The 18,077-nt window shown below is 52.5% G+C and carries 17 protein-coding genes; 7 read left to right on the forward strand and 10 right to left on the reverse strand.

Annotation, left to right across the window (positions count from 1 at the left end; all coding sequences use genetic code 11):
* Positions 1–195: 195 nt before the first annotated feature.
* Positions 196–456 carry a 30S ribosomal protein S20 gene (gene rpsT, locus D2E25_RS00835; RefSeq protein ID WP_125979164.1) on the forward strand — a complete coding sequence of 87 codons (261 nt, stop codon included), beginning with the start codon at positions 196–198 and terminating at the stop codon, positions 454–456.
* 118 nt (positions 457–574) lie between these two features.
* Here the strand turns inward: rpsT and D2E25_RS00840 are convergent, their stop codons facing one another.
* Positions 575–1,321, reverse strand: a complete 747-nt coding sequence (locus D2E25_RS00840) for a trimeric intracellular cation channel family protein (RefSeq protein WP_164514646.1) — start codon at positions 1,319–1,321, stop codon at positions 575–577.
* 282 nt (positions 1,322–1,603) lie between these two features.
* Between D2E25_RS00840 and D2E25_RS00845 the strand changes: the two genes are divergently transcribed.
* A complete protein-coding gene (locus D2E25_RS00845) occupies positions 1,604–2,479 on the forward strand; it encodes a TrmH family RNA methyltransferase (protein ID WP_125979165.1) in 876 nt (291 codons plus the stop codon).
* A gap of 185 nt (positions 2,480–2,664) precedes the next feature.
* Positions 2,665–3,912, forward strand: coding sequence for a glucose-1-phosphate adenylyltransferase (glgC, locus tag D2E25_RS00850; RefSeq protein ID WP_125979166.1), 1,248 nt, complete (start codon positions 2,665–2,667; stop codon positions 3,910–3,912).
* Positions 3,913–4,033: 121 nt separating this feature from the next.
* On the opposite strand, the gene D2E25_RS00855 is transcribed toward glgC, so the two are convergent.
* From D2E25_RS00855 to sufB, 6 genes are all read right to left on the reverse strand, one after another.
* Positions 4,034–4,621, reverse strand: a complete 588-nt coding sequence (locus tag D2E25_RS00855; protein WP_125979167.1) for a metal-sulfur cluster assembly factor — start codon at positions 4,619–4,621, stop codon at positions 4,034–4,036.
* A 99-nt stretch (positions 4,622–4,720) separates the two neighbouring features.
* Positions 4,721–5,278: a Fe-S cluster assembly sulfur transfer protein SufU gene (sufU, locus tag D2E25_RS00860; protein ID WP_125979753.1), complete on the reverse strand. Its 558-nt coding sequence runs from the start codon at positions 5,276–5,278 to the stop codon at positions 4,721–4,723.
* A 106-nt stretch (positions 5,279–5,384) separates the two neighbouring features.
* Positions 5,385–6,656, reverse strand: a complete 1,272-nt coding sequence (locus D2E25_RS00865; protein ID WP_125979168.1) for a cysteine desulfurase — start codon at positions 6,654–6,656, stop codon at positions 5,385–5,387.
* An 8-nt stretch (positions 6,657–6,664) separates the two neighbouring features.
* Positions 6,665–7,453: a Fe-S cluster assembly ATPase SufC gene (gene sufC, locus D2E25_RS00870; RefSeq protein ID WP_125979169.1), complete on the reverse strand. Its 789-nt coding sequence runs from the start codon at positions 7,451–7,453 to the stop codon at positions 6,665–6,667.
* A gap of 2 nt (positions 7,454–7,455) precedes the next feature.
* Positions 7,456–8,685, reverse strand: a complete 1,230-nt coding sequence (gene sufD, locus D2E25_RS00875) for a Fe-S cluster assembly protein SufD (protein WP_125979170.1) — start codon at positions 8,683–8,685, stop codon at positions 7,456–7,458.
* 5 nt (positions 8,686–8,690) lie between these two features.
* Positions 8,691–10,145 carry a Fe-S cluster assembly protein SufB gene (gene sufB / locus D2E25_RS00880; RefSeq protein WP_206430723.1) on the reverse strand — a complete coding sequence of 485 codons (1,455 nt, stop codon included), beginning with the start codon at positions 10,143–10,145 and terminating at the stop codon, positions 8,691–8,693.
* A 222-nt stretch (positions 10,146–10,367) separates the two neighbouring features.
* On the opposite strand from sufB, the gene D2E25_RS00885 reads away from it, so the two are divergent.
* The 4 genes from D2E25_RS00885 (at position 10,368) to D2E25_RS00900 (ending at position 14,000) form a co-directional block, all read left to right on the forward strand.
* The gene (locus tag D2E25_RS00885; protein WP_125979172.1) at positions 10,368–11,063 is read left to right on the forward strand and encodes a response regulator transcription factor; all 696 of its coding nucleotides are present in this window, start codon (positions 10,368–10,370) and stop codon (positions 11,061–11,063) included.
* 347 nt (positions 11,064–11,410) lie between these two features.
* Positions 11,411–12,274, forward strand: a complete 864-nt coding sequence (locus tag D2E25_RS00890) for a sensor histidine kinase (protein ID WP_164514647.1) — start codon at positions 11,411–11,413, stop codon at positions 12,272–12,274.
* A 281-nt stretch (positions 12,275–12,555) separates the two neighbouring features.
* Positions 12,556–13,053: a hypothetical protein gene (locus D2E25_RS00895; RefSeq protein WP_125979174.1), complete on the forward strand. Its 498-nt coding sequence runs from the start codon at positions 12,556–12,558 to the stop codon at positions 13,051–13,053.
* Between the two features lie 74 nt (positions 13,054–13,127).
* A complete protein-coding gene (locus D2E25_RS00900; RefSeq protein WP_125979175.1) occupies positions 13,128–14,000 on the forward strand; it encodes a TraX family protein in 873 nt (290 codons plus the stop codon).
* A 110-nt stretch (positions 14,001–14,110) separates the two neighbouring features.
* On the opposite strand, the gene D2E25_RS00905 is transcribed toward D2E25_RS00900, so the two are convergent.
* From D2E25_RS00905 to D2E25_RS00920, 3 genes are all read right to left on the reverse strand, one after another.
* On the reverse strand, positions 14,111–15,781 hold the full coding sequence (locus D2E25_RS00905; RefSeq protein ID WP_125979176.1) for a CTP synthase: 1,671 nt from the start codon (positions 15,779–15,781) through the stop codon (positions 14,111–14,113).
* A gap of 115 nt (positions 15,782–15,896) precedes the next feature.
* Entirely contained in the window at positions 15,897–16,343 is a 447-nt protein-coding gene (gene aroQ / locus D2E25_RS00915; protein WP_125979177.1) for a type II 3-dehydroquinate dehydratase, read from the reverse strand.
* A 63-nt stretch (positions 16,344–16,406) separates the two neighbouring features.
* Positions 16,407–18,035 (reverse strand): bifunctional shikimate kinase/3-dehydroquinate synthase, encoded by a 1,629-nt coding sequence (locus D2E25_RS00920; RefSeq protein WP_125979178.1) that lies wholly within the window; start codon positions 18,033–18,035, stop codon positions 16,407–16,409.
* Positions 18,036–18,077 lie beyond the last annotated feature (42 nt).

Below are 18,077 nucleotides of genomic sequence, written 5' to 3' on the forward strand. Positions count from 1 at the left end.
CAACGCATTGCTCATAGGCTGCACATGAAGCACGATAAGCATAAATGACGTCATGTATACTGCAAGTCAACCAGTCTACCGGCCGCCGTCGGCATTTTCCTCACGACACTCCAAGACGCACCTGGCGATTTATCCGAGTGCCGTGTTATCATGTCACGCTGTATGTCCTTATAGCAAACGTCGTTTGGAGAAAACGTGGCAAACATTAAGTCGCAGAAGAAGCGCGTGCTCACCAATGAGAAGGCGCACAAGCGCAACGTGGCCGTCAAGTCCAGCCTGAAGACCGCTGTCCGCGCTACCCGCGAAGCTATCGCCGCTGGCGATAAGGCTGCTGCTGAGGCCGCCTACAAGGTCGCTGCTCAGAAGCTCGACAAGGCTGCCGGCGCTGGCGTCATCCACAAGAACCAGGCTGCAAACCGCAAGTCCGGTCTGGCTCTCGCCATCAACGCGATGTGATTCCTGCGAGCATAGCTCGCGCGAATACAGGAAAGCCCCGTACACCAATTCGGTGACGGGGCTTTCCTGTAGGTACGTCGCTTCCACGCTCAGCTCGTATATAGCGTTTCCGTATGAGTTATTCAGAATCGTCATCCTGTGGATGATCGTGCACATTCGGGTGGATTACCGGACGTTGCAAGTACCGCGTCTGACTCGGTAAAAACACTTCATGCCGTTCCATTGCCCCAGGCAATGTGATATTGAACTTCACTGACAGTAAGCGCAGTACGACGACAATCACCACGATGGCGCAATCAAGTCCGACTTCAACGCTGAAACTCATAACGCCAGCTTGTACGCCTTTCATCACGAGCACAGTAAGCACGCACCCCACGGCAGAAGGAATGGCATACCAATGTTTATCGCGGATAATCATTGGCACATCATTCAGCAGCATGTCACGTACGAGACCACCGCCAAGCGCAGTAAACATGCCCATGAACACAGCGGTCATGCCTGACGTTCCCATAATCATGGCTTTTGCGGTGCCATTAACCGCGAACAAGCCCACTGACAATGCATCAATAGACAGCATCGACCATTTCAGGTTATCAACTTCAGGATGAATGACTGCTACCACTAGTCCGGAGACAAGTGCAGTAATTACAAAACCTTTATCAGCAATACCAACGGGCGGTAATGACCCAAGCATGACATCACGAATAATGCCGCCACCGAGCGCCGTCAACCATGCGGTAATCATCATCGCAAATAGGTCATAATTCTTTTTGACTGCGCACAAGCCACCCATGAGGCCAGAACAGAAGATAGCGAGATACTCAATGCCCATGAAGAACGCATTGCTCTCCAACGCTACTTCCATGACAATGCCCCCTTGTGCTGCTTGGCAGTCAACATCACCATGAGGGTACAACACAATCTCGTTTCAAACGAAATACTCGTTTTGTTACCCCAATGATCTCGCTAGACGGTTATCCGCACACCGTGATACGTTACGGCAACGGGATTCCAAGCTTGTTACGCTCAGAATCTGCTAGTTGTTGCTAGATAGGAATGCTGGATTGTTGCCACTATTGTGCATGATCCAGTGCATCCGATGCGTTACCCATGCTCCCTGCAGGCGGAGCCGAGCGAAAGGCTGATCATGCGCTTCATCACCATTGATTCTTTTGAAGACGAACGCGTATCCGCCTATGTGAACCTTACAGAAATCCAGCTGCGTAATCGACTGGAGCCGGCTAAAGGATTGTTTATCGCAGAATCTCCGAAGGTGATTGATCGCGCGTTAGCTGCTGGTAGAGAGCCGATTTCTCTGCTAGTTGAAGAGCCATGGATTGAGGGCATGGCTGATACGTTCGCGTTTGTAGACGAACATTGGGGCACTGATATTCCGGTGTATGTGGCGACTCCTGAACAACTGAAATCGCTGACCGGCTATCGGCTGCACCGCGGCGCATTGGCAGCTATGCGACGCTGGCCGCTACCGTCCGTTGCTGAAGTGTGCCGCAATGCTCGCCGTGTGGCAGTCATGGAAAACATTGTTGATCATACGAATGTAGGCGCGCTCATGCGTTCTGCTGCCGCTCTTGACGTTGACGCAGTACTGGTCACACCGTCATGCGGTGACCCGCTCTACCGCCGTGCAGCACGCGTATCGATGGGTACGGTATTTCAAGTGCCGTGGACACGTATTGGTGAAGATGTACATGACTGGCCGCGCAAAGGCTTAGCTGAGTTGAAATCGCTTGGTTTTACCACGGTTGCTATGGCATTGAGTGACGATTCCATTTCGCTTGATGAGTTGACACGCCGACTCAATAACAATCCGACGGAATCTGACCATATTGACAAGCTGGCATTGATTTTTGGCACTGAAGGCGATGGACTGTCTCTGCATACGATTGCTGGGTCGGATTTGACTGTGAAAATCCCCATGGCTCACGGCGTAGACAGTCTTAATGTAGCGGCATCTAGCGCGGTAGCGTTCTACGCTACTTCTCCCTTGCGCGCTGCACATTGACGGAATTTTGTCGCGCGTGTGACAAAGTTAACGCAAAATTGTGTCTTTTTTTCATGACGCGCGACACGAATTCCTTGCACAGCGTTGGAAATGTGCCATTATTGTTCCTGTAAGCCCACAGCAATGAAGCATGGGTGAGATGTGCAGCGCCGACCGGGTGCTGTTGACAATGAGAGGAGCACCAGATGGCGAAGAACAAGCAGAAGATTCTTTCCATCGTTCTGGCAGGCGGCGAAGGCACCCGCCTCATGCCGTTGACCCGTGACCGCGCGAAGCCCGCCGTCCCCTTCGGTGGCGTCTTCCGCCTTATTGATTTCCCACTGAGTAATCTGGTGAATTCCGATTACCGCCATATCGTGGTACTTACCCAGTACAAGTCGCATTCTCTCGACCGTCATATCTCACAGATGTGGCGTTTCTCTTCGCTTCTGGGCAACTACGTATCTCCTGTTCCGGCACAGCAGCGTCTCGGTAAGCACTGGTATCTTGGTTCTGCTGACGCAATCTATCAGACGATCAACATTATCGAAGATGTGCAGCCTGACATTGTTGTGATTGTTGGCGCTGACCACGTGTACCGTATGGACTTTGGCCAAATGGTTGAGCAGCACATCGAATCTGGTGCTGAATTTACTGTTGCTGGTATTCGCCAGCCGATTGCACAGTCGAACCAGTTCGGTGTGATTAGCGTGGATCCGAATCATCCGAACCAGATCCGTGAATTCCAGGAGAAGCCGGCTACGACTGAAGGTCTGCCGGATGATCCGAACTCGTTCCTCGCTTCGATGGGCAACTATGTAGCCAATACGGACGCCTTGTTCGACGCGTTGGCCAAGGACGAGAAGGCTGAGGATACCAAGCACGATATGGGTGGCGACATTGCCCCTTACTTCGCTGCGCGCGGTGAGGCCGGCGTGTACGACTTCAACTCGAACGTAATTCCAGGATCTACTGCTACTGATCACGCGTACTGGCGTGATGTGGGTACACTCAAGCAGTTCTACGATGCACACATGGATCTGATTGCGTATGTGCCTGAGTTTAACCTGTACAACCAGGCATGGCCGATCTACACGAACTCTGGCACGCTACCGCCAGCTAAGTTCGTGCACGCTGGCCGCGACCGTCTGGGACACGCAACCGATTCGATTGTCTCCCCTGGCGTGATTGTTTCTGGTGGCGAAGTGCATCATTCGGTACTGTCTCCAAATGTGCGTATTCACTCGTGGGCACAGGTTGTTGATTCGATTCTGTTTGACAACGTGGTAATCAACCGCCGTGCACGCGTCTACAAGGCCATTCTTGATAAGAATGTTGTTCTGACAGAGAATTCCACGGTTGGTATCGACACTGAACATGATCTAGCACGCGGTTTCACCGTTACGCCGGACGGTATCACTGTGGTGCCGAAGGGCACAGTTGTTGACGACTGATACGCAACAACATTACGTACGATAATGGGGCTTACCTCAGGAGGTAAGCCCCATTATCATGCCGGGAAACAACACGATTGCATACGCAGTATCCCTAAGCATCTCCGTATGCAATCGTGGTTTAATACTTCGGCATATTGTCGAAATTAAAGCCCAATGCCGCAAGCTGTTCGCGACCTTCAGGCGTGATCTTATCCATCGTCCAACGCGGCTGCCACGTCCAGTCAATACGGAATTCCTCAACCAGACCCGCCAATGTGCTAGCACACTCATCCTCAATAAGATCAGTCAACGGGCACGCCGGCGTCGTAAGCGTCATCGTGATAATCGCGCGACCTAGTTCGTCGATCTCAATGCCATACACCAAACCCAGATCGATCACATCAATACCCAATTCAGGGTCAATAACCTGGTGCAGTGCTTCTTTCACATCTTCTGCAGTAGCCCGACCAATATCATCCACTGCTTTCAGCGGAATATCCGGTTCACTATGATCATGGCCACATTCGCTCTTCGGATGACGGCCACACGCACACATTTCAGTGCCATCCTGTGCAGAATTCGCAGTTGACGCAGGGCGACCACCAGGGAAACCTGCTGCAAGATTCGTATTGGCCATTACACGTCGTGCAGCTTCCTCATCCCCCAGAACCTTATTCACGGTATCGAACACCGAAGGCTGAGGTTCGGGAACCAGATTGTCACTCATATCACTCCAAACATCTCAGGAAATGCTTCTCTCAATTCTATGCCGTAATCGTCACCGTCAGAAAGTCATTTACGCGGCAAACGAATACGTGGCTAGATGCTACTGTGCGTTTTTTGCTGCCAATGCTTTGGCAACCGAGTCACGCATGCCTTCCCAACCGAGCAGCGCGCATTTAATACGCATCGGATACTTGGAGACACCTTGGAATACAACCGCATCCTCAAGACGCTCCTCTTTATCAGGATCAGACAATCCTGCGCCACGCGACTCCATCAGTTGATGAAAATCGCGGAACAATTCCATCGCCTCATCCACCGTTTTACCGGCGCACAGATCAACCATCACAGACAAGCTGGCCTGCGAGATTGAACAACCATGACCGTCCCAAACGAGTCGCTCAATACGATGCGGCTGCGCGTCAGAAACTTCAGCGTGCACGGTAGCTTCATCACCACAAGTGGGGTTGAATTGGTGAGATTCGCCAGGCGTGCAATATTCATGGCTGGCACGCACAGTGGTGTTTGTAGCAGATCCCGCATCCTCGCTGGCTAGATCGGGAGCGAAATGTTCGCGACCATGCGGATCGCGTGCGGCCTCGAGGATCACCTCCTGATACATCTGTTCGAGGTCGTCACCACTCATACCAAAATCACTCATCATTAACTACTTGTCTTGTACTTGTTTCGTATTCTTGTTGTCGGCATTGTGCGCACTGTTCAGCGTCCACCATTCGCAATAGACGCTGGACAGTGCGCACAACATGTTATGCAGCGAAGAATGGACGAACCTTCGCTACCGCTTCAACGAGTGCAGCTGCATCTTCAACATTGTTGTAAATACCGCTCGATGCACGATTTGACGCATACAGTCCAAAATGACGATGAACAGGTTGCGCACAGTGGTGACCAACGCGGATAGCGATACCCTGCGCGTCAATAAACTGACCAACATCATGCGGATGCACGCCAGCAACGTCGAACGCAACCGTGCCAATACGGTTCACGTTTTCACGAGGCCCAAGAATGCGCACGCCGTCGATGTCACCAAGCTTCAACAGCTCAGCGGCAATCGTCTTCTCATGCGCTTCAAGGTTTTCCATGCCGATGTTCATCATCCATTCGGCGGCAACGCCTGCAGCAACCACCTGCGCGACCGGCTGCGTACCAGCCTCAAAGCGTGCCGTCGGCTCCATGTATTGCGCGGGGCGATCCATCCAAGCCAGCTCAACCATTGATCCGCCAAAGTTTGCCGGAGGCAACGCTTCAAGCAGTTCACGCTTGCCGTAGAGGAATCCAACACCGGTCGGGCCGTACATCTTATGTGCGCTCCAAGCAGCGAAATCAACGTCCAGCACGTGGAAGTCAACCTTGAGATGTGGCACAGACTGGCATGCATCGAGAATGAACACGGCTCCGACCTCATGCGCGCGGCGCACGATCGGAGCGATATCAGTAATCGCACCAGTAGTGTTACCCACATGCGTGATCGCTACAACCTTTGTACGCTCGGTTATAACCTCATCAGCCGTATCAGAGCGAATGCGGCCATCTTCAGTCAAATCAAACCATTTGAGCGTAGCGCCCGTGCGAGCAGCCAACTCTTGGAATGGCAACAGTACCGAATGATGTTCAGCCTTGGAAACGACAATCTCATCGCCAGGCTTGAGGGCAAAACGCTTTGCTGCCTCTCCCCCGCGACCTAAGCTCGCGTTACCAAACGCGGTTGCCAGCAGGTTCAGACCAGCAGTAGCGCCGCCAGTAACAACGACTTCTTCCTGGCCTTCTTCTGCATTCGCACCCACAAGACGCGCGACCTTAGCACGTGCCTGTTCAAACGCTTCAGTGGACCGTGCGGCCAGCTCATGCGCACCACGGTGCACACCAGCGTTAATCGTACGGTAAAAGTCAGCTTCAGCATCAATCACACATTGTGGTTTCTGCGAAGTTGCAGCCGAATCAAGATACACGAGCGGATGGCCGTGAATCTGCTGATCAAGAATGGGGAATTGCGCACGAATCGCTGCAAAATCAACCATGACAAGCCTTACGCTAATGCCGATTCAGAGTCCGCGCCTTCAGGCAGGTACTCATCATAACCGTGATCTTCAAGATAATCAGCGAGCTCAGGGCCGCCAGTCTTAACGAAGTGACCTTGTGCAAACACGTGCACAATATCAGGCTTGATGTACTTGAGGATACGCGTGTAGTGCGTAACCATCATGATGCCGAGGCCCGTGTTCTCGTGAGCACGGTTCACGCCTTCAGACACGATGCGCAGTGCGTCAACATCGAGACCAGAATCAGTCTCGTCCATAATCGCAAACTTCGGCTTGAGCAGCTCGAGCTGCAACACTTCAGCGCGCTTCTTCTCACCGCCGGAGAAGCCCTCGTTCACAGAACGGCCAGCGAACTTCGGATCCATGCGCAGCTTCTTCATCGCTTCGCCCAGTTCCTTAGCCCACGTACGAATAGCGGGCGCTTGACCGTCAATCTCAGTCTTAGCAGTACGCAGGAAGTTCGTCATCGAGACGCCCGGCACTTCAACCGGGTACTGCATAGCAAGGAACAAGCCTTCCTTAGCGCGCTCGTCTGGCGTTTGCTTGAGAATGTCAACGCCGTCGAGCAGCGCCTGACCGGAATCAACCTCATACTTGGGGTGGCCGGCCAGCGTGTAAGCAAGCGTGGACTTACCGGAACCATTGGGGCCCATAATCGCGTGAATCTCACCCGAGTGAACGGTGAGGTTCACGCCTTTGAGGATCTGCTTGCGACCCTCCTTGGTCTCCACGGACGCGTAGAGATCCTTGATTTCCAGGGTGTGCTGTTCAGCCATCGTTACTTATCCTCCAATACGGCTTTCATAGCGTCGCTTTCGCCGCGGGCAAGACGGCGGTCGATCACATTCATCAGGTGTTCGGAAATGAAGGGCACGCCAATTTCTTCGACGAGCTCACCAAAGAATCCACGCACGACGAGCTTGCGCGCTTCAGCTTCAGGAATACCGCGCGACTGCAAGTAGAAGAGCTCTTCATCGTCAAAACGGCCCACGGAGCTAGCGTGACCAGCACCGATAATGTTGCCGTTCTCGATTTCAAGATTCGGCTCGGAGTCGGCGATAGCACCCGGTGTAAGAACCAGGTTACGGTTGAGCTCGTATGAATCAGTGCCAGGAGCAGTCGGCTGAATCAGCGCATTACCCACCCACGTAGAGTGCGCGTCCTTGCCGTCGAGCGCGCCCTTGTAGACGACGCGAGACTTACATTCCGGCTCGTTGTGCACCACCATCGTGCGGTGTTCGATGTGCTCACCCGGATCGACGAAGTAGATGCCAAGCATGTTGAGATCGCCCTGCTCGCCGCCAAAATCCTGGTCCATACGGATGCGCACAACATCGCCGCCGAGAGTGACGACCGAGTGACGCAAGGATGCGCCCTGGCCGACGCGAATGCGATGGTTGCCCACATGCTTGGAGCCTTTATCCCATTCCTGCACGAACGTGGTAGAAACGTGCGAATCACGGCCAGTAATGATTTCAACACCTTCAGCTAACTTGGCAGGCCCCTTATGCTCGACGATAACGTCGGCATGCGTACCTGCGGCAGCAGTGATCACCAAATGCAGTGCGTCAAGGTCAAGCCCGCCGCCGGTAACAGTGATCAGCACCGGTTCAGCGATTTCGCCGTTCAGCGCGATCACGGTCGCAGTGCGCCCGGAATTCCATTCCACGACGGATGCGCGGTCATTCGGCTTGGAAACAGTGCCAGAAGGTGCTTGGTTGATGGGCACTTGGCTAATAGCCACATGCGCCGGATCGACAGCGTTACCCTTCGTGTCGCTGATCTCAATAGTTGTCTCGCCGCTCGGCTTGAACACGTCGAGGAATTCTGCGATGCGCTCAAGAGGCGTGTAACGCCAGTCCTCCTGCTTGCGCGTTGGCATGGCGAAATCAGCCACGTCGAACGAGCGTGGCTCCTTATCGGCGCTGGACGGCATGGCCGCGGGGATCGCATACGGATCGTTCGGATCCGCGACGGGAATGTTAAGTTCGGTTGTGTTCGATGCCATGGGAATCAGCCCACCGATCCTTCCATTTGCAGTTCGACCAAACGGTTCAGTTCGAGCGCATACTCCATTGGCAGCTCGCGGCTGATCGGCTCGACGAAGCCGCGCACGATCATGCCCATTGCTTCCTTCTCTTCGAGGCCACGGCTCATCAGGTAGAAGAGCTGGTCTTCAGAGACTTTGGAGACGGTCGCTTCGTGCGCCATCGTCACATCGTCCTCACGCACGTCCACATGCGGGTACGTGTCGGAACGGGAGAAATCATCAACGAGCAGCGCATCGCATACGGTCGAGTTGGAGGAGCCTTCTGCACCGTCGACGATCTTGACGAGGCCACGGTAAGCGGAGCGTCCGCCACCGCGCGAAATCGACTTGGCGACGATCGTGGAGCTGGTGTGCGGGGCAAGATGGATCATCTTCGCGCCCGTGTCCTGATACTGGCCTTTGCCAGCGAAGCCGAGCGACATGGTCTCAGCCTTCGCATACGGCTCAGCGAGAATACACGCCGGGTACTTCATGGTCGCCTTGGAGCCGATGTTGCCATCGACCCATTCCATCGTGCCGCCTTCGCGCACGTAAGCGCGCTGGGTGACGAGGTTGTACACGTTGTTCGACCAGTTCTGCACGGTGGTGTAACGTACGCGCGCATGCTTTTCGACAATGATTTCGACGATGGCCGCGTGCAGCGAGTCCTCAGACCAGATCGGCGCGGTGCAGCCTTCAACGTAATGCACGTAGGAGCCTTCGTCGGCGATGATCAGCGTACGCTCGAACTGGCCCATGGCCGGCGTGTTAATGCGGAAGTACGCCTGCAGTGGGATATCAACGTGCACGCCCTTCGGCACGTACACGAACGAGCCGCCAGACCATGCGGCGGTGTTGAGCGCGCCGAACTTGTTGTCTTCCGGGGAGACGACAGTGCCAAAGTACTTGCGCACAAGGTCGGGGTATTCGCGCACTGCGGTATCAGTGTCAACGAAGATCACGCCCTGCTTCTTGAGGTCCTCTTGGATGGAGTTGTAGATAACCTCGGACTCGTACTGGGCTGCGACGCCGGAGACAAGACGCTTCTTCTCGGCCTCCGGGATACCGAGACGATCATAGGTGGAGCGAATGTCGTCAGGCAGCTCCTCCCACGTCTTGGCCTGCTTATCAATCGGCTTGACGTAGTACTTAAAGTCATCGGCGTTGAAACCAGACAGGTCCACGCCCCAATCGGGCATAGGCTTTTCAAGGAACGCCTTGAAACCGCGCAGACGCATATCGAGCATCCACTGCGGCTCATTCTTATCAGCGCTGATCGCGCGCACAACGTTCTCGTCAATGCCTCGCTTAGCAGCCTCTCCGGCCGCATCAGAATCATGCCAGCCGTACGTGTAGTCGCCAAACTGCTGGATGATCTCATCATCCTTTTTGAGTTTCTCTTCGTCCACGCGTGCTCGATCGGCCACGTACTGGCTCATCTCCACGTCGGACGCGGCGTTGGGTGCTTGGGTGTCGCTCACCGTACACTGCCTCCATTCTCACTTAGTTCCTTGGTAAACCTAGCAGAACCCTAAGGCGAACTCCACAGCGACACCGCATGTTGGCTCCGCGCGAACGTGAACCAGCCCACGTTTACGCTGCTGTATGCGCAGCATGCAACATGTCATGCCAAATAAGCATTGTTTTCCCGTATAGTTGGTGTGGAATCTACCAAAGGCAGCGACAATATGCAGTTGAACAAGCAACAAGGCTTTCGGCTGGGAATCGTAGATGACGATGCCATGACCTTAGCCGCATTACGCGCACTGATTGATCACCGACTTTTCAGCACATATGCGATCTCCGTACTATGGACAACACGATTCGGCAATGACGCAGTTGAACGATGTGTTCATCACACAACAAGACCAGACGCAATGCTCATTGACATGGGCATGGATGACATCGACGGTGCGACTGTTTGCCTACGCATACGGCATATCTCAGAAAGTATGCCAATCCTTGCAATGACCGCACACTCTCTCAATCATTACCGTACTCGAGCACAACAATCTGGAGCACAAGCATTACTCGATAAAGCAGATTTCGCTGGAATGGAACGTTGTCTTATTAACTGTGCATTAGGAAAACCATACGTACAAGAAGGTTTTTCACAGCCGACGGCTTTACCGTATCAAAGCCATTGCGGGGTTTTATCGGCACGAGAGGCTGAGATTATGAACCAAACAATCGAAGGATATACGGCACGAGAAGTCGCCATCAAACTTGGACTATCTGAAGCTACGGTAAAAACTCATGTGCGACATGTTATTACAAAACTTGGTGCGCGTAACAAACTTCATGCCATTCGACTATGGAGTAGCTTGAGTAACGAATCGGAGAACAACATCCAATGATTCTTTGTGAGCGCATTAAGCATCGACAGTTTTGCGAAAGCATTGGCCATCCATATATCGCGCTGATGATTACGCTAACGGTTATTTTCACTGCAGCCGAATATCTGGTCAGTAATGAATCATCACTAATCGTTTGCATATCAGTAGTCATACAAATATGTTTGACGATTGGCATGTATTGGAAGATACTGCCATGCGGAATAGCAATCCTCGTGGTTTCCATAGTCACGGAATTACTACCAGGGATACATTTTTCCCCACAACTTTGGAGCAGCTGGCTAGCATTTTCATTATTAGCGTATCAACGGAGAACGTTGGTAGCCATACTCATGCTGATATTGAAGGCAATGAGTCGCGTTAGCGCTTTGTATGCATATCCAGATTCCGGATGGGTGCCCTCTGGCGTACTTACTGTGATGTGCTCATATCTTGTTGCTATGCTAGCGGGTTTTGCTGTGTCTGAACATGTAAAGAACGAACGACTGCGTCATACGTTAGAGGAACAGCGGCAAATACAAATGGAGAGAGATAGACTGTATAGGGATGTTAGGCTTGCCAGCACAATTCACGATTCAACAACGCGTAGCTTGACTTTGATATCTTTGCTTGCGATACAGTGCAAAAACGAGATGCAAAATAACGATGATGAATGTAGCGCAAAAATGGATCTCATTCATTCAACGGCCCAACAAGCATTATCCGAAGTCCGCGAAGTAATTGATGCGTTAGATACAGGTAGTGATCCAAAATATAAGACTACAAAAAATCCAACAAAGACTTTGCAAGATGAGCTACAGCGCATAGTAACGGACAACGATAATCGAATGAATATCGCAGGCGTATTCGGTATCAGTCAAATCGAATGCAGTTACAATCCTCTCGTGCAAGGTCTTGATCCACGATGCACGAATGAAATCTCATCTTTTATCGACCATATGTACACCAATATTCTTTCGCACGGGCGCAAAGGAGAAGATTCATACTACGTGCATATAAGACTGCTAAAGTCTAAGATTGTTATCTACCAGTTCAATGTTGAATCCACGTTCTCGAGCTATTCGTATGCCCACAGCGGTAAAGGTCTAGCACTGCACAAATTGAAAATACTATCGCTAGGCGGCACATTTACTGCGAACTCTGAAGATGGTCTGTGGGTTATGACTGCGGAAATCCCGATGCTACAGATTAACGAGGGCCACAAAACCACCTGAGCCATGCTGGGCAATCAACAATACGTGTATATGCATCATCTGAAGATGTCGAAGCAGAAGATCCATAATGCATCAGCGAAAAAGATGGTGATACTGACAGAATAATAGCCATAATTGCAGCGGAAAATCGTTTCAAACGAATCCTCCCTAATAATTGAATGCTCTCCCGGTAGCTCTCATGCTAAGAGATGCGTATGGGGCATCATCTTTTAGATGATGCCCCATACAAACTAGATACAGTAAATGTCGTCCACACATCATCGCCGATGAAAGGAAACGACATGACAAAGCTCATTAAACGTCTTATAGCTGCAGCATGCAGTATCCTGTGTTTGCTTTCCATTATGATTCAACCAGCTTACGCATCTAGTGACGAGAACATCGGACTAACAACCGATCCGTCCTATCTTATTGAGGGAAAGAAAACGCGCGGTCAAGATCTTCCAGGTCCTGTATGGAATATTAGTTCAAAAGGTGCGTATTCGTTCAAAGGCAGCAATATTTACCAATTCATCTATACGAACTACCTGTTTACTGGTAAGAAAAATTATACAATTTGGATAAGAAACACAGGATCAAGTCCTATTGATATTTACACTACCAAACGTCGGTTGCTAGTCGAAGATACTAATATTGATAAACACACTGTAAATCCCGGTGTCGGTCTTCAATATACCGTAAGTACAGGATCAAGCGATAAGATCTATCTCTGCTTCTACAACGCAGCTTGGTATTACAATAAAAGTTCGAGCATTAGTTTCAATGGTGATATTTCGTAATTGCTGATTCTTCGTGTGGTGTTTCGCCACCAGTTCGGTGGAGAAACACCACACTTTTCTTTAGACGGAGAACAATGACTTCCTTTGCGTTAAAGGTGATGGCATGCGTGTTCATGACCATCGATCATGTGGGCGAATTCATACCGGGGATGCCAATAGAACTGCGTTGGATTGGGCGGCTTGCAGGACCAATATTTATTTTTCTAGTAGGTTGGAGTTGCGAATTCACTCATGATCGCAAACGGTATCTGCTGCGCCTATATGTAGCGAGTGTGGCGATGTCTGCCATTCAGGGCGGCTTGCTCATCAGCAACAATGTGTTTACTAATCTGTTCCAGACAGCGCTCATTATCTCGCTGCTGTCCGCTCCAACGGTACATCGTAAAACTCGCAACATTGCGTTATACATCGCCTACCAAGTTGGACTTATGGTTGTGCTATCAGTGATAGATTCAATCTGGTCTATTCCGGAATCGTTTGCTTATCCACTGTTAGCAGCAACCGGCAGCATATTCAATCTTGAAGGTGGATTGTTTTACGTACTGCTTGGCGTAATCCTGTGGATGACCCGTGAACATAAAATCATCCTGTCTGCATCGTATATCGGCATGGTGGCAGCGTACGCGCTCGCATATTCGAGTATCGGCGCACGCTTCATCCAACTTGTCACCGGTCGACTAATGGGGATGAGCGGCGGACCATCTCATCTTTCATTCATATTCAACGGGCTCCTTGAACTGTTCGGTATTGACCCGTTCAGTGCTGGCGGTGGTCTACTCGCCAACTATCAGTGGATGATGGTGTTCGCCTTACCGTTCATGCTGTTATACGATCGGCGACGAGGACCGGGCATCAAATGGTTCTTCTATGCATACTATCCGGCACACATTGTTGCACTATACGGCATAGGCGCACTCATGGGCGGTACAACGCTTGCACTGGGATAAGCGCTCACTGAAAAAGCCATTACAACGTGTGGGGGCGTACCGAAAATATTCGGTACGCCCCCACACGTTGAGAAAGCTCTGCCCTATTCGTTTATTGCAACGAATCTAGCTCACTTGCCTTCGCGCTCTGCTTGATGATCGAGAGCTGCCCTGACCAGACCTGCGAACAGCGGGTGCGGCTTGGTTGGGCGGGACTTGAACTCCGGGTGGGCCTGGGTGGCCACGTAGAACGGGTGCACGTCCTGCGGCAGCTCAACGAACTCGGTGAGCTCACCATCCGGGCTCTGGCCGGAGATGCGCAGGCCGCCTTCGCGCAAACGATCCTTGTATGCCACGTTCACTTCGTAACGGTGACGGTGACGCTCGGTAACGTGCGTGGTGCCGTACAGCTGAGCGACAAGGGAATCCTCTTCCAGCTCGGCCGGGTAGGAGCCCAATCGCATCGTGTGGCCCATGTCACCGTGGCCGGCGACGATGTCCTTCTGCTCTTCCATCGTGGCGATAACCGGGTTGGCGCAATCCGGTTCAAACTCGGAAGAGTTCGCGTCCTCGATGCCCAGCACGTGGCGCGCGTATTCGATGACCATCGACTGCAGGCCGAGGCACAGGCCAAGCGCGGGCAGCTTGTGTTCGCGAGCGAACTTCAAAGCGCCGATCTTGCCGTCAATACCACGGATACCAAAGCCGCCTGGCACGACGATGCCGTCAACCTGGTCGAGGGCCGCAGCCGCACCAGCCTCGGTCTCACACTTGTCGGCAGCAACCCACTTGACGTTAACCTTCGCCCAGTTAGCGAAGCCACCAGCCTTAATAGCCTCGGTGACAGACAGGTAAGCGTCCGGCAGATCGATGTACTTGCCGACGATCGCAATGTTGACCTCGTGCTTCGGGTGGTGCACACGCTCGAGCAGGTCAGCCCACTCGTCCCAATCAACATCGTGGAACGGCAGACCAAGCTCACGCACCACGTAGGCGTCAAGACCCTCGTTGAACAGGATCTTCGGCACGTCGTAGATGCTCGGCGCGTCCACGCAGTTGACCACGCCTTCCTCATCCACGTCGCACATCAGGGAGATCTTGTCCTTGATGGACTGGTTGAGCGGACGGTCAGAACGCAGCACGAGCGCGTCCGGCGTGATACCCAGCTGGCGCAGCATCATCACAGAATGCTGGGTCGGCTTAGTCTTGAGCTCATGAGCAGCAGAGATGTACGGTACGAGCGAGACGTGCACGAACATGCAGTTTTCACTACCGAGATCGCGACGCACTTCGCGAGCTGCCTCAAGGAACGGCTGGGATTCAATGTCGCCAACCGTGCCACCGATCTCAGTGATGATCACGTCAACATCATCACTCGCCTGCGCGCGCATACGCGACTTGATCTCGTTCGTGATATGCGGGATAACCTGCACGCACTGGCCGAGATATTCGCCAGCACGCTCCTTGCGCAACACTTCCTGGTAAATCTGGCCAGTAGTAACGTTTGCCTTCTGGCTCAGGAAGACGTCAAGGAAGCGCTCGTAGTGTCCGATGTCAAGATCAGTTTCAGCACCATCCTCAGTCACGTACACTTCACCGTGCTGGAACGGGTTCATCGTGCCCGGATCCACGTTGATATACGGGTCGAGCTTCTGCTGCAACACCTTAATACCGCGACTGCGCAGCAAACGACCGAGAGAGGATGCGGTCAGGCCTTTACCGAGGGAGGAAACCACGCCACCGGTAACGAAAATGTGCTTGGTAACGTGCTCTTGAGAATTGCCATGTTGTCTTCTAACCATGGAATTTCATCCTATCATCCATGTGTGACGCGGCGTGTTACCCTCAATAACGCAATGGGCTCATCCGCCAAAATAGCAGATGAGCCCACAGATCACACCGTGTTGCGTCGTTGCTTTACGCGTTTACCAAATGCGCAATAGCCTCAATCGCCAAGCGATATCCGAAGAAACCAAGGCCGGTAATCGTGCCCGTAGCGACTGGCGAAATCACAGAACGCTTACGGAACTCGTCGCGAGCAGACGGGTTAGAAATATGCACTTCCATAAGCGGCAAACCAGCGTCACCGACCATGTGAGCCGCATCAGCCAAAGCGTACGAATAGTGCGTGAACGCAGCAGGATTCATCACTACCGGGGTTTTCTCATCGGCAGCTCGGTGCATCCACTGCACCATTTCAGCCTCATCATCAGTTTGACGCACTTCAACGTCGAGACCGAATTCCTTACCCCATTCGGTGCACAGACGACGCAGCTCTTCGAGATCTTGACGCCCATACACATCGGGCTGGCGCACGCCAAGACGGCCAAGATTTGGGCCGTTCACAACGATCACTTTGGTCATGGTTCAATCCTTTATTTCGAATCAATGATTGCCAATGAGTTCGGTTACAACTTGCGAGTATCGCTAACTGCGAATGCGGTCGAAAGCCTCACGCACCGCATCTGCTGGCGGATCCTCGAGGTGCGTCATGTGACCAGGCTCACCATCGATCACAACGAAGCGCAGCTTGTTACCACGTGCCTTCTTATCGCGATGCATGAGTGCGAGCACTTCGTCGAATGAGCCACCATTCCATGAGATCGGTAGCCCGAGCGAAGACAGCAACGAGCGGTGATAGTCAACCAAATCACGATCGATATAGCCAAGCAGCGACGCTAGTTCGGCCGCGTACACCATGCCAACAGCAACGGCATTGCCGTGACGCCAGCGGAAGTGCTCCAGCTTCTCGATAGCGTGTGCGAGCGTGTGCCCATAGTTAAGGAATTCACGCAACCCAGCTTCCTTAAGGTCCGCGGAAACGTGGTACGCCTTGACGCGCACAGTGCGTTCAATCAGCTCAGCGACCACATCTTCCAAACCAGAGCCAAGGAAGGATGCACCATCAAAGGCACGCAGTTGCGCTGCATGTTCCTCAAGAATCGTCAAAATCTGACGATCCATGAGGAACCCAGACTTAGCAACCTCGCCCAGACCTTCGATAAAAATATCGTTCGGCAGTGAAGCCAACGTTTTCATGTCTGCTAGCACACCAGCAGGCGTGTAGAACGAGCCAACCAAGTTCTTGCCCTGTGGCGTGTTAATACCAGTCTTGCCGCCGGTAGAAGCGTCAACCATAGCCAGCAGTGACGTCGGGCAGTTCACGTAACGTACGCCACGCATCCACGTAGCAGCTACAAAACCAGCAAGATCAGTGGCAGCACCGCCGCCAACACCAACAACAGCATCCGAACGCGTAAAGCCTTCATCACCAAGACGCTGCCAAATACCATTGGCTACGTCAATAGTTTTACCAGATTCTGCATCAGGAATAACGATATCCGAAACCTGATAACCAGCTTGGCGCAAAATCGCGCGCGCATGATCAGAGTGCCGTTGTACGGGCTGTGTGTGGATCAACGCGATCTTGGCTGGCTTGCTTCCGAGCACCTCAGCCAAGTGAGTCATTGATCCTTCGCCGATACGCACGTCATAGTCTTCACCGTTCGTAACATTCACATGAACGGTACGCTCGTTGATCATGTCCATCATCCTCCTCGCCGCAGCTAACGGCGTCTGCCCACGCGTCGGCACGTGAACGTTAGCAACTTGACGATATACCGGATCGCGCACTGTATACAGTGATTTCCACCGGGCGTTTGCGTCACCGCCGTTGAGCATCGGCCGACCTCCACCGCGATGAGCGCGCTCCATTGCTTCACGCGGATCAGCCATCAGATAGACGACCTTGCCACCGTCAGCAATATAGTCAGCTAACGCATCCTGCACGCCGGCAGTCATTGGTGCTCCACCGCCAAGTGCGAAAATGCCATTGAAATCACGCAACCTGCGAGTAATAAGATCGCATTCCACATCACGGAACGCTGGCTCACCATATCGGTCGAAATACTCTGGGATACGCATCCCAACTTCGCGTTCGATTTCCACGTCAGCATCAATAAACGGTGCGCGCATCAATTGCGCAACCTCTTTGCCAACACGGGTTTTACCGGCGCCCATCATGCCAATGATTACCGCAATAGGACGTACTGTCATGTGAATGTGTTCCTCTTCAAATCTTCGTAACCGGCCTTTGAC

It is taken from the genome of Bifidobacterium goeldii (assembly GCF_003951095.1).
Classification (GTDB): Bacteria; Actinomycetota; Actinomycetes; order Actinomycetales; family Bifidobacteriaceae; genus Bifidobacterium; species Bifidobacterium goeldii.

Bases quoted from the DNA above. Each gene is read 5' to 3' on its own strand.
- sufU (WP_125979753.1), bottom strand. From the start codon at position 5,278: ATGAGTGATTTTGGTATGAGTGGTGACGACCTCGAACAGATGTATCAG.
- D2E25_RS00900 (WP_125979175.1), top strand. From the start codon at position 13,128: ATGACTTCCTTTGCGTTAAAGGTGATGGCATGCGTGTTCATGACCATC.
- sufB (WP_206430723.1), bottom strand. From the start codon at position 10,145: ATGAGCCAGTACGTGGCCGATCGAGCACGCGTGGACGAAGAGAAACTC.
- sufD (WP_125979170.1), bottom strand. From the start codon at position 8,685: ATGGCATCGAACACAACCGAACTTAACATTCCCGTCGCGGATCCGAAC.
- D2E25_RS00905 (WP_125979176.1), bottom strand. From the start codon at position 15,781: ATGGTTAGAAGACAACATGGCAATTCTCAAGAGCACGTTACCAAGCAC.
- aroQ (WP_125979177.1), bottom strand. From the start codon at position 16,343: ATGACCAAAGTGATCGTTGTGAACGGCCCAAATCTTGGCCGTCTTGGC.
- D2E25_RS00855 (WP_125979167.1), bottom strand. From the start codon at position 4,621: ATGAGTGACAATCTGGTTCCCGAACCTCAGCCTTCGGTGTTCGATACC.
- sufC (WP_125979169.1), bottom strand. From the start codon at position 7,453: ATGGCTGAACAGCACACCCTGGAAATCAAGGATCTCTACGCGTCCGTG.
- D2E25_RS00890 (WP_164514647.1), top strand. From the start codon at position 11,411: ATGAGTCGCGTTAGCGCTTTGTATGCATATCCAGATTCCGGATGGGTG.
- D2E25_RS00840 (WP_164514646.1), bottom strand. From the start codon at position 1,321: ATGGAAGTAGCGTTGGAGAGCAATGCGTTCTTCATGGGCATTGAGTAT.
- D2E25_RS00845 (WP_125979165.1), top strand. From the start codon at position 1,604: ATGCGCTTCATCACCATTGATTCTTTTGAAGACGAACGCGTATCCGCC.
- D2E25_RS00895 (WP_125979174.1), top strand. From the start codon at position 12,556: ATGACAAAGCTCATTAAACGTCTTATAGCTGCAGCATGCAGTATCCTG.
- D2E25_RS00920 (WP_125979178.1), bottom strand. From the start codon at position 18,035: ATGACAGTACGTCCTATTGCGGTAATCATTGGCATGATGGGCGCCGGT.
- glgC (WP_125979166.1), top strand. From the start codon at position 2,665: ATGGCGAAGAACAAGCAGAAGATTCTTTCCATCGTTCTGGCAGGCGGC.
- D2E25_RS00865 (WP_125979168.1), bottom strand. From the start codon at position 6,656: ATGGTTGATTTTGCAGCGATTCGTGCGCAATTCCCCATTCTTGATCAG.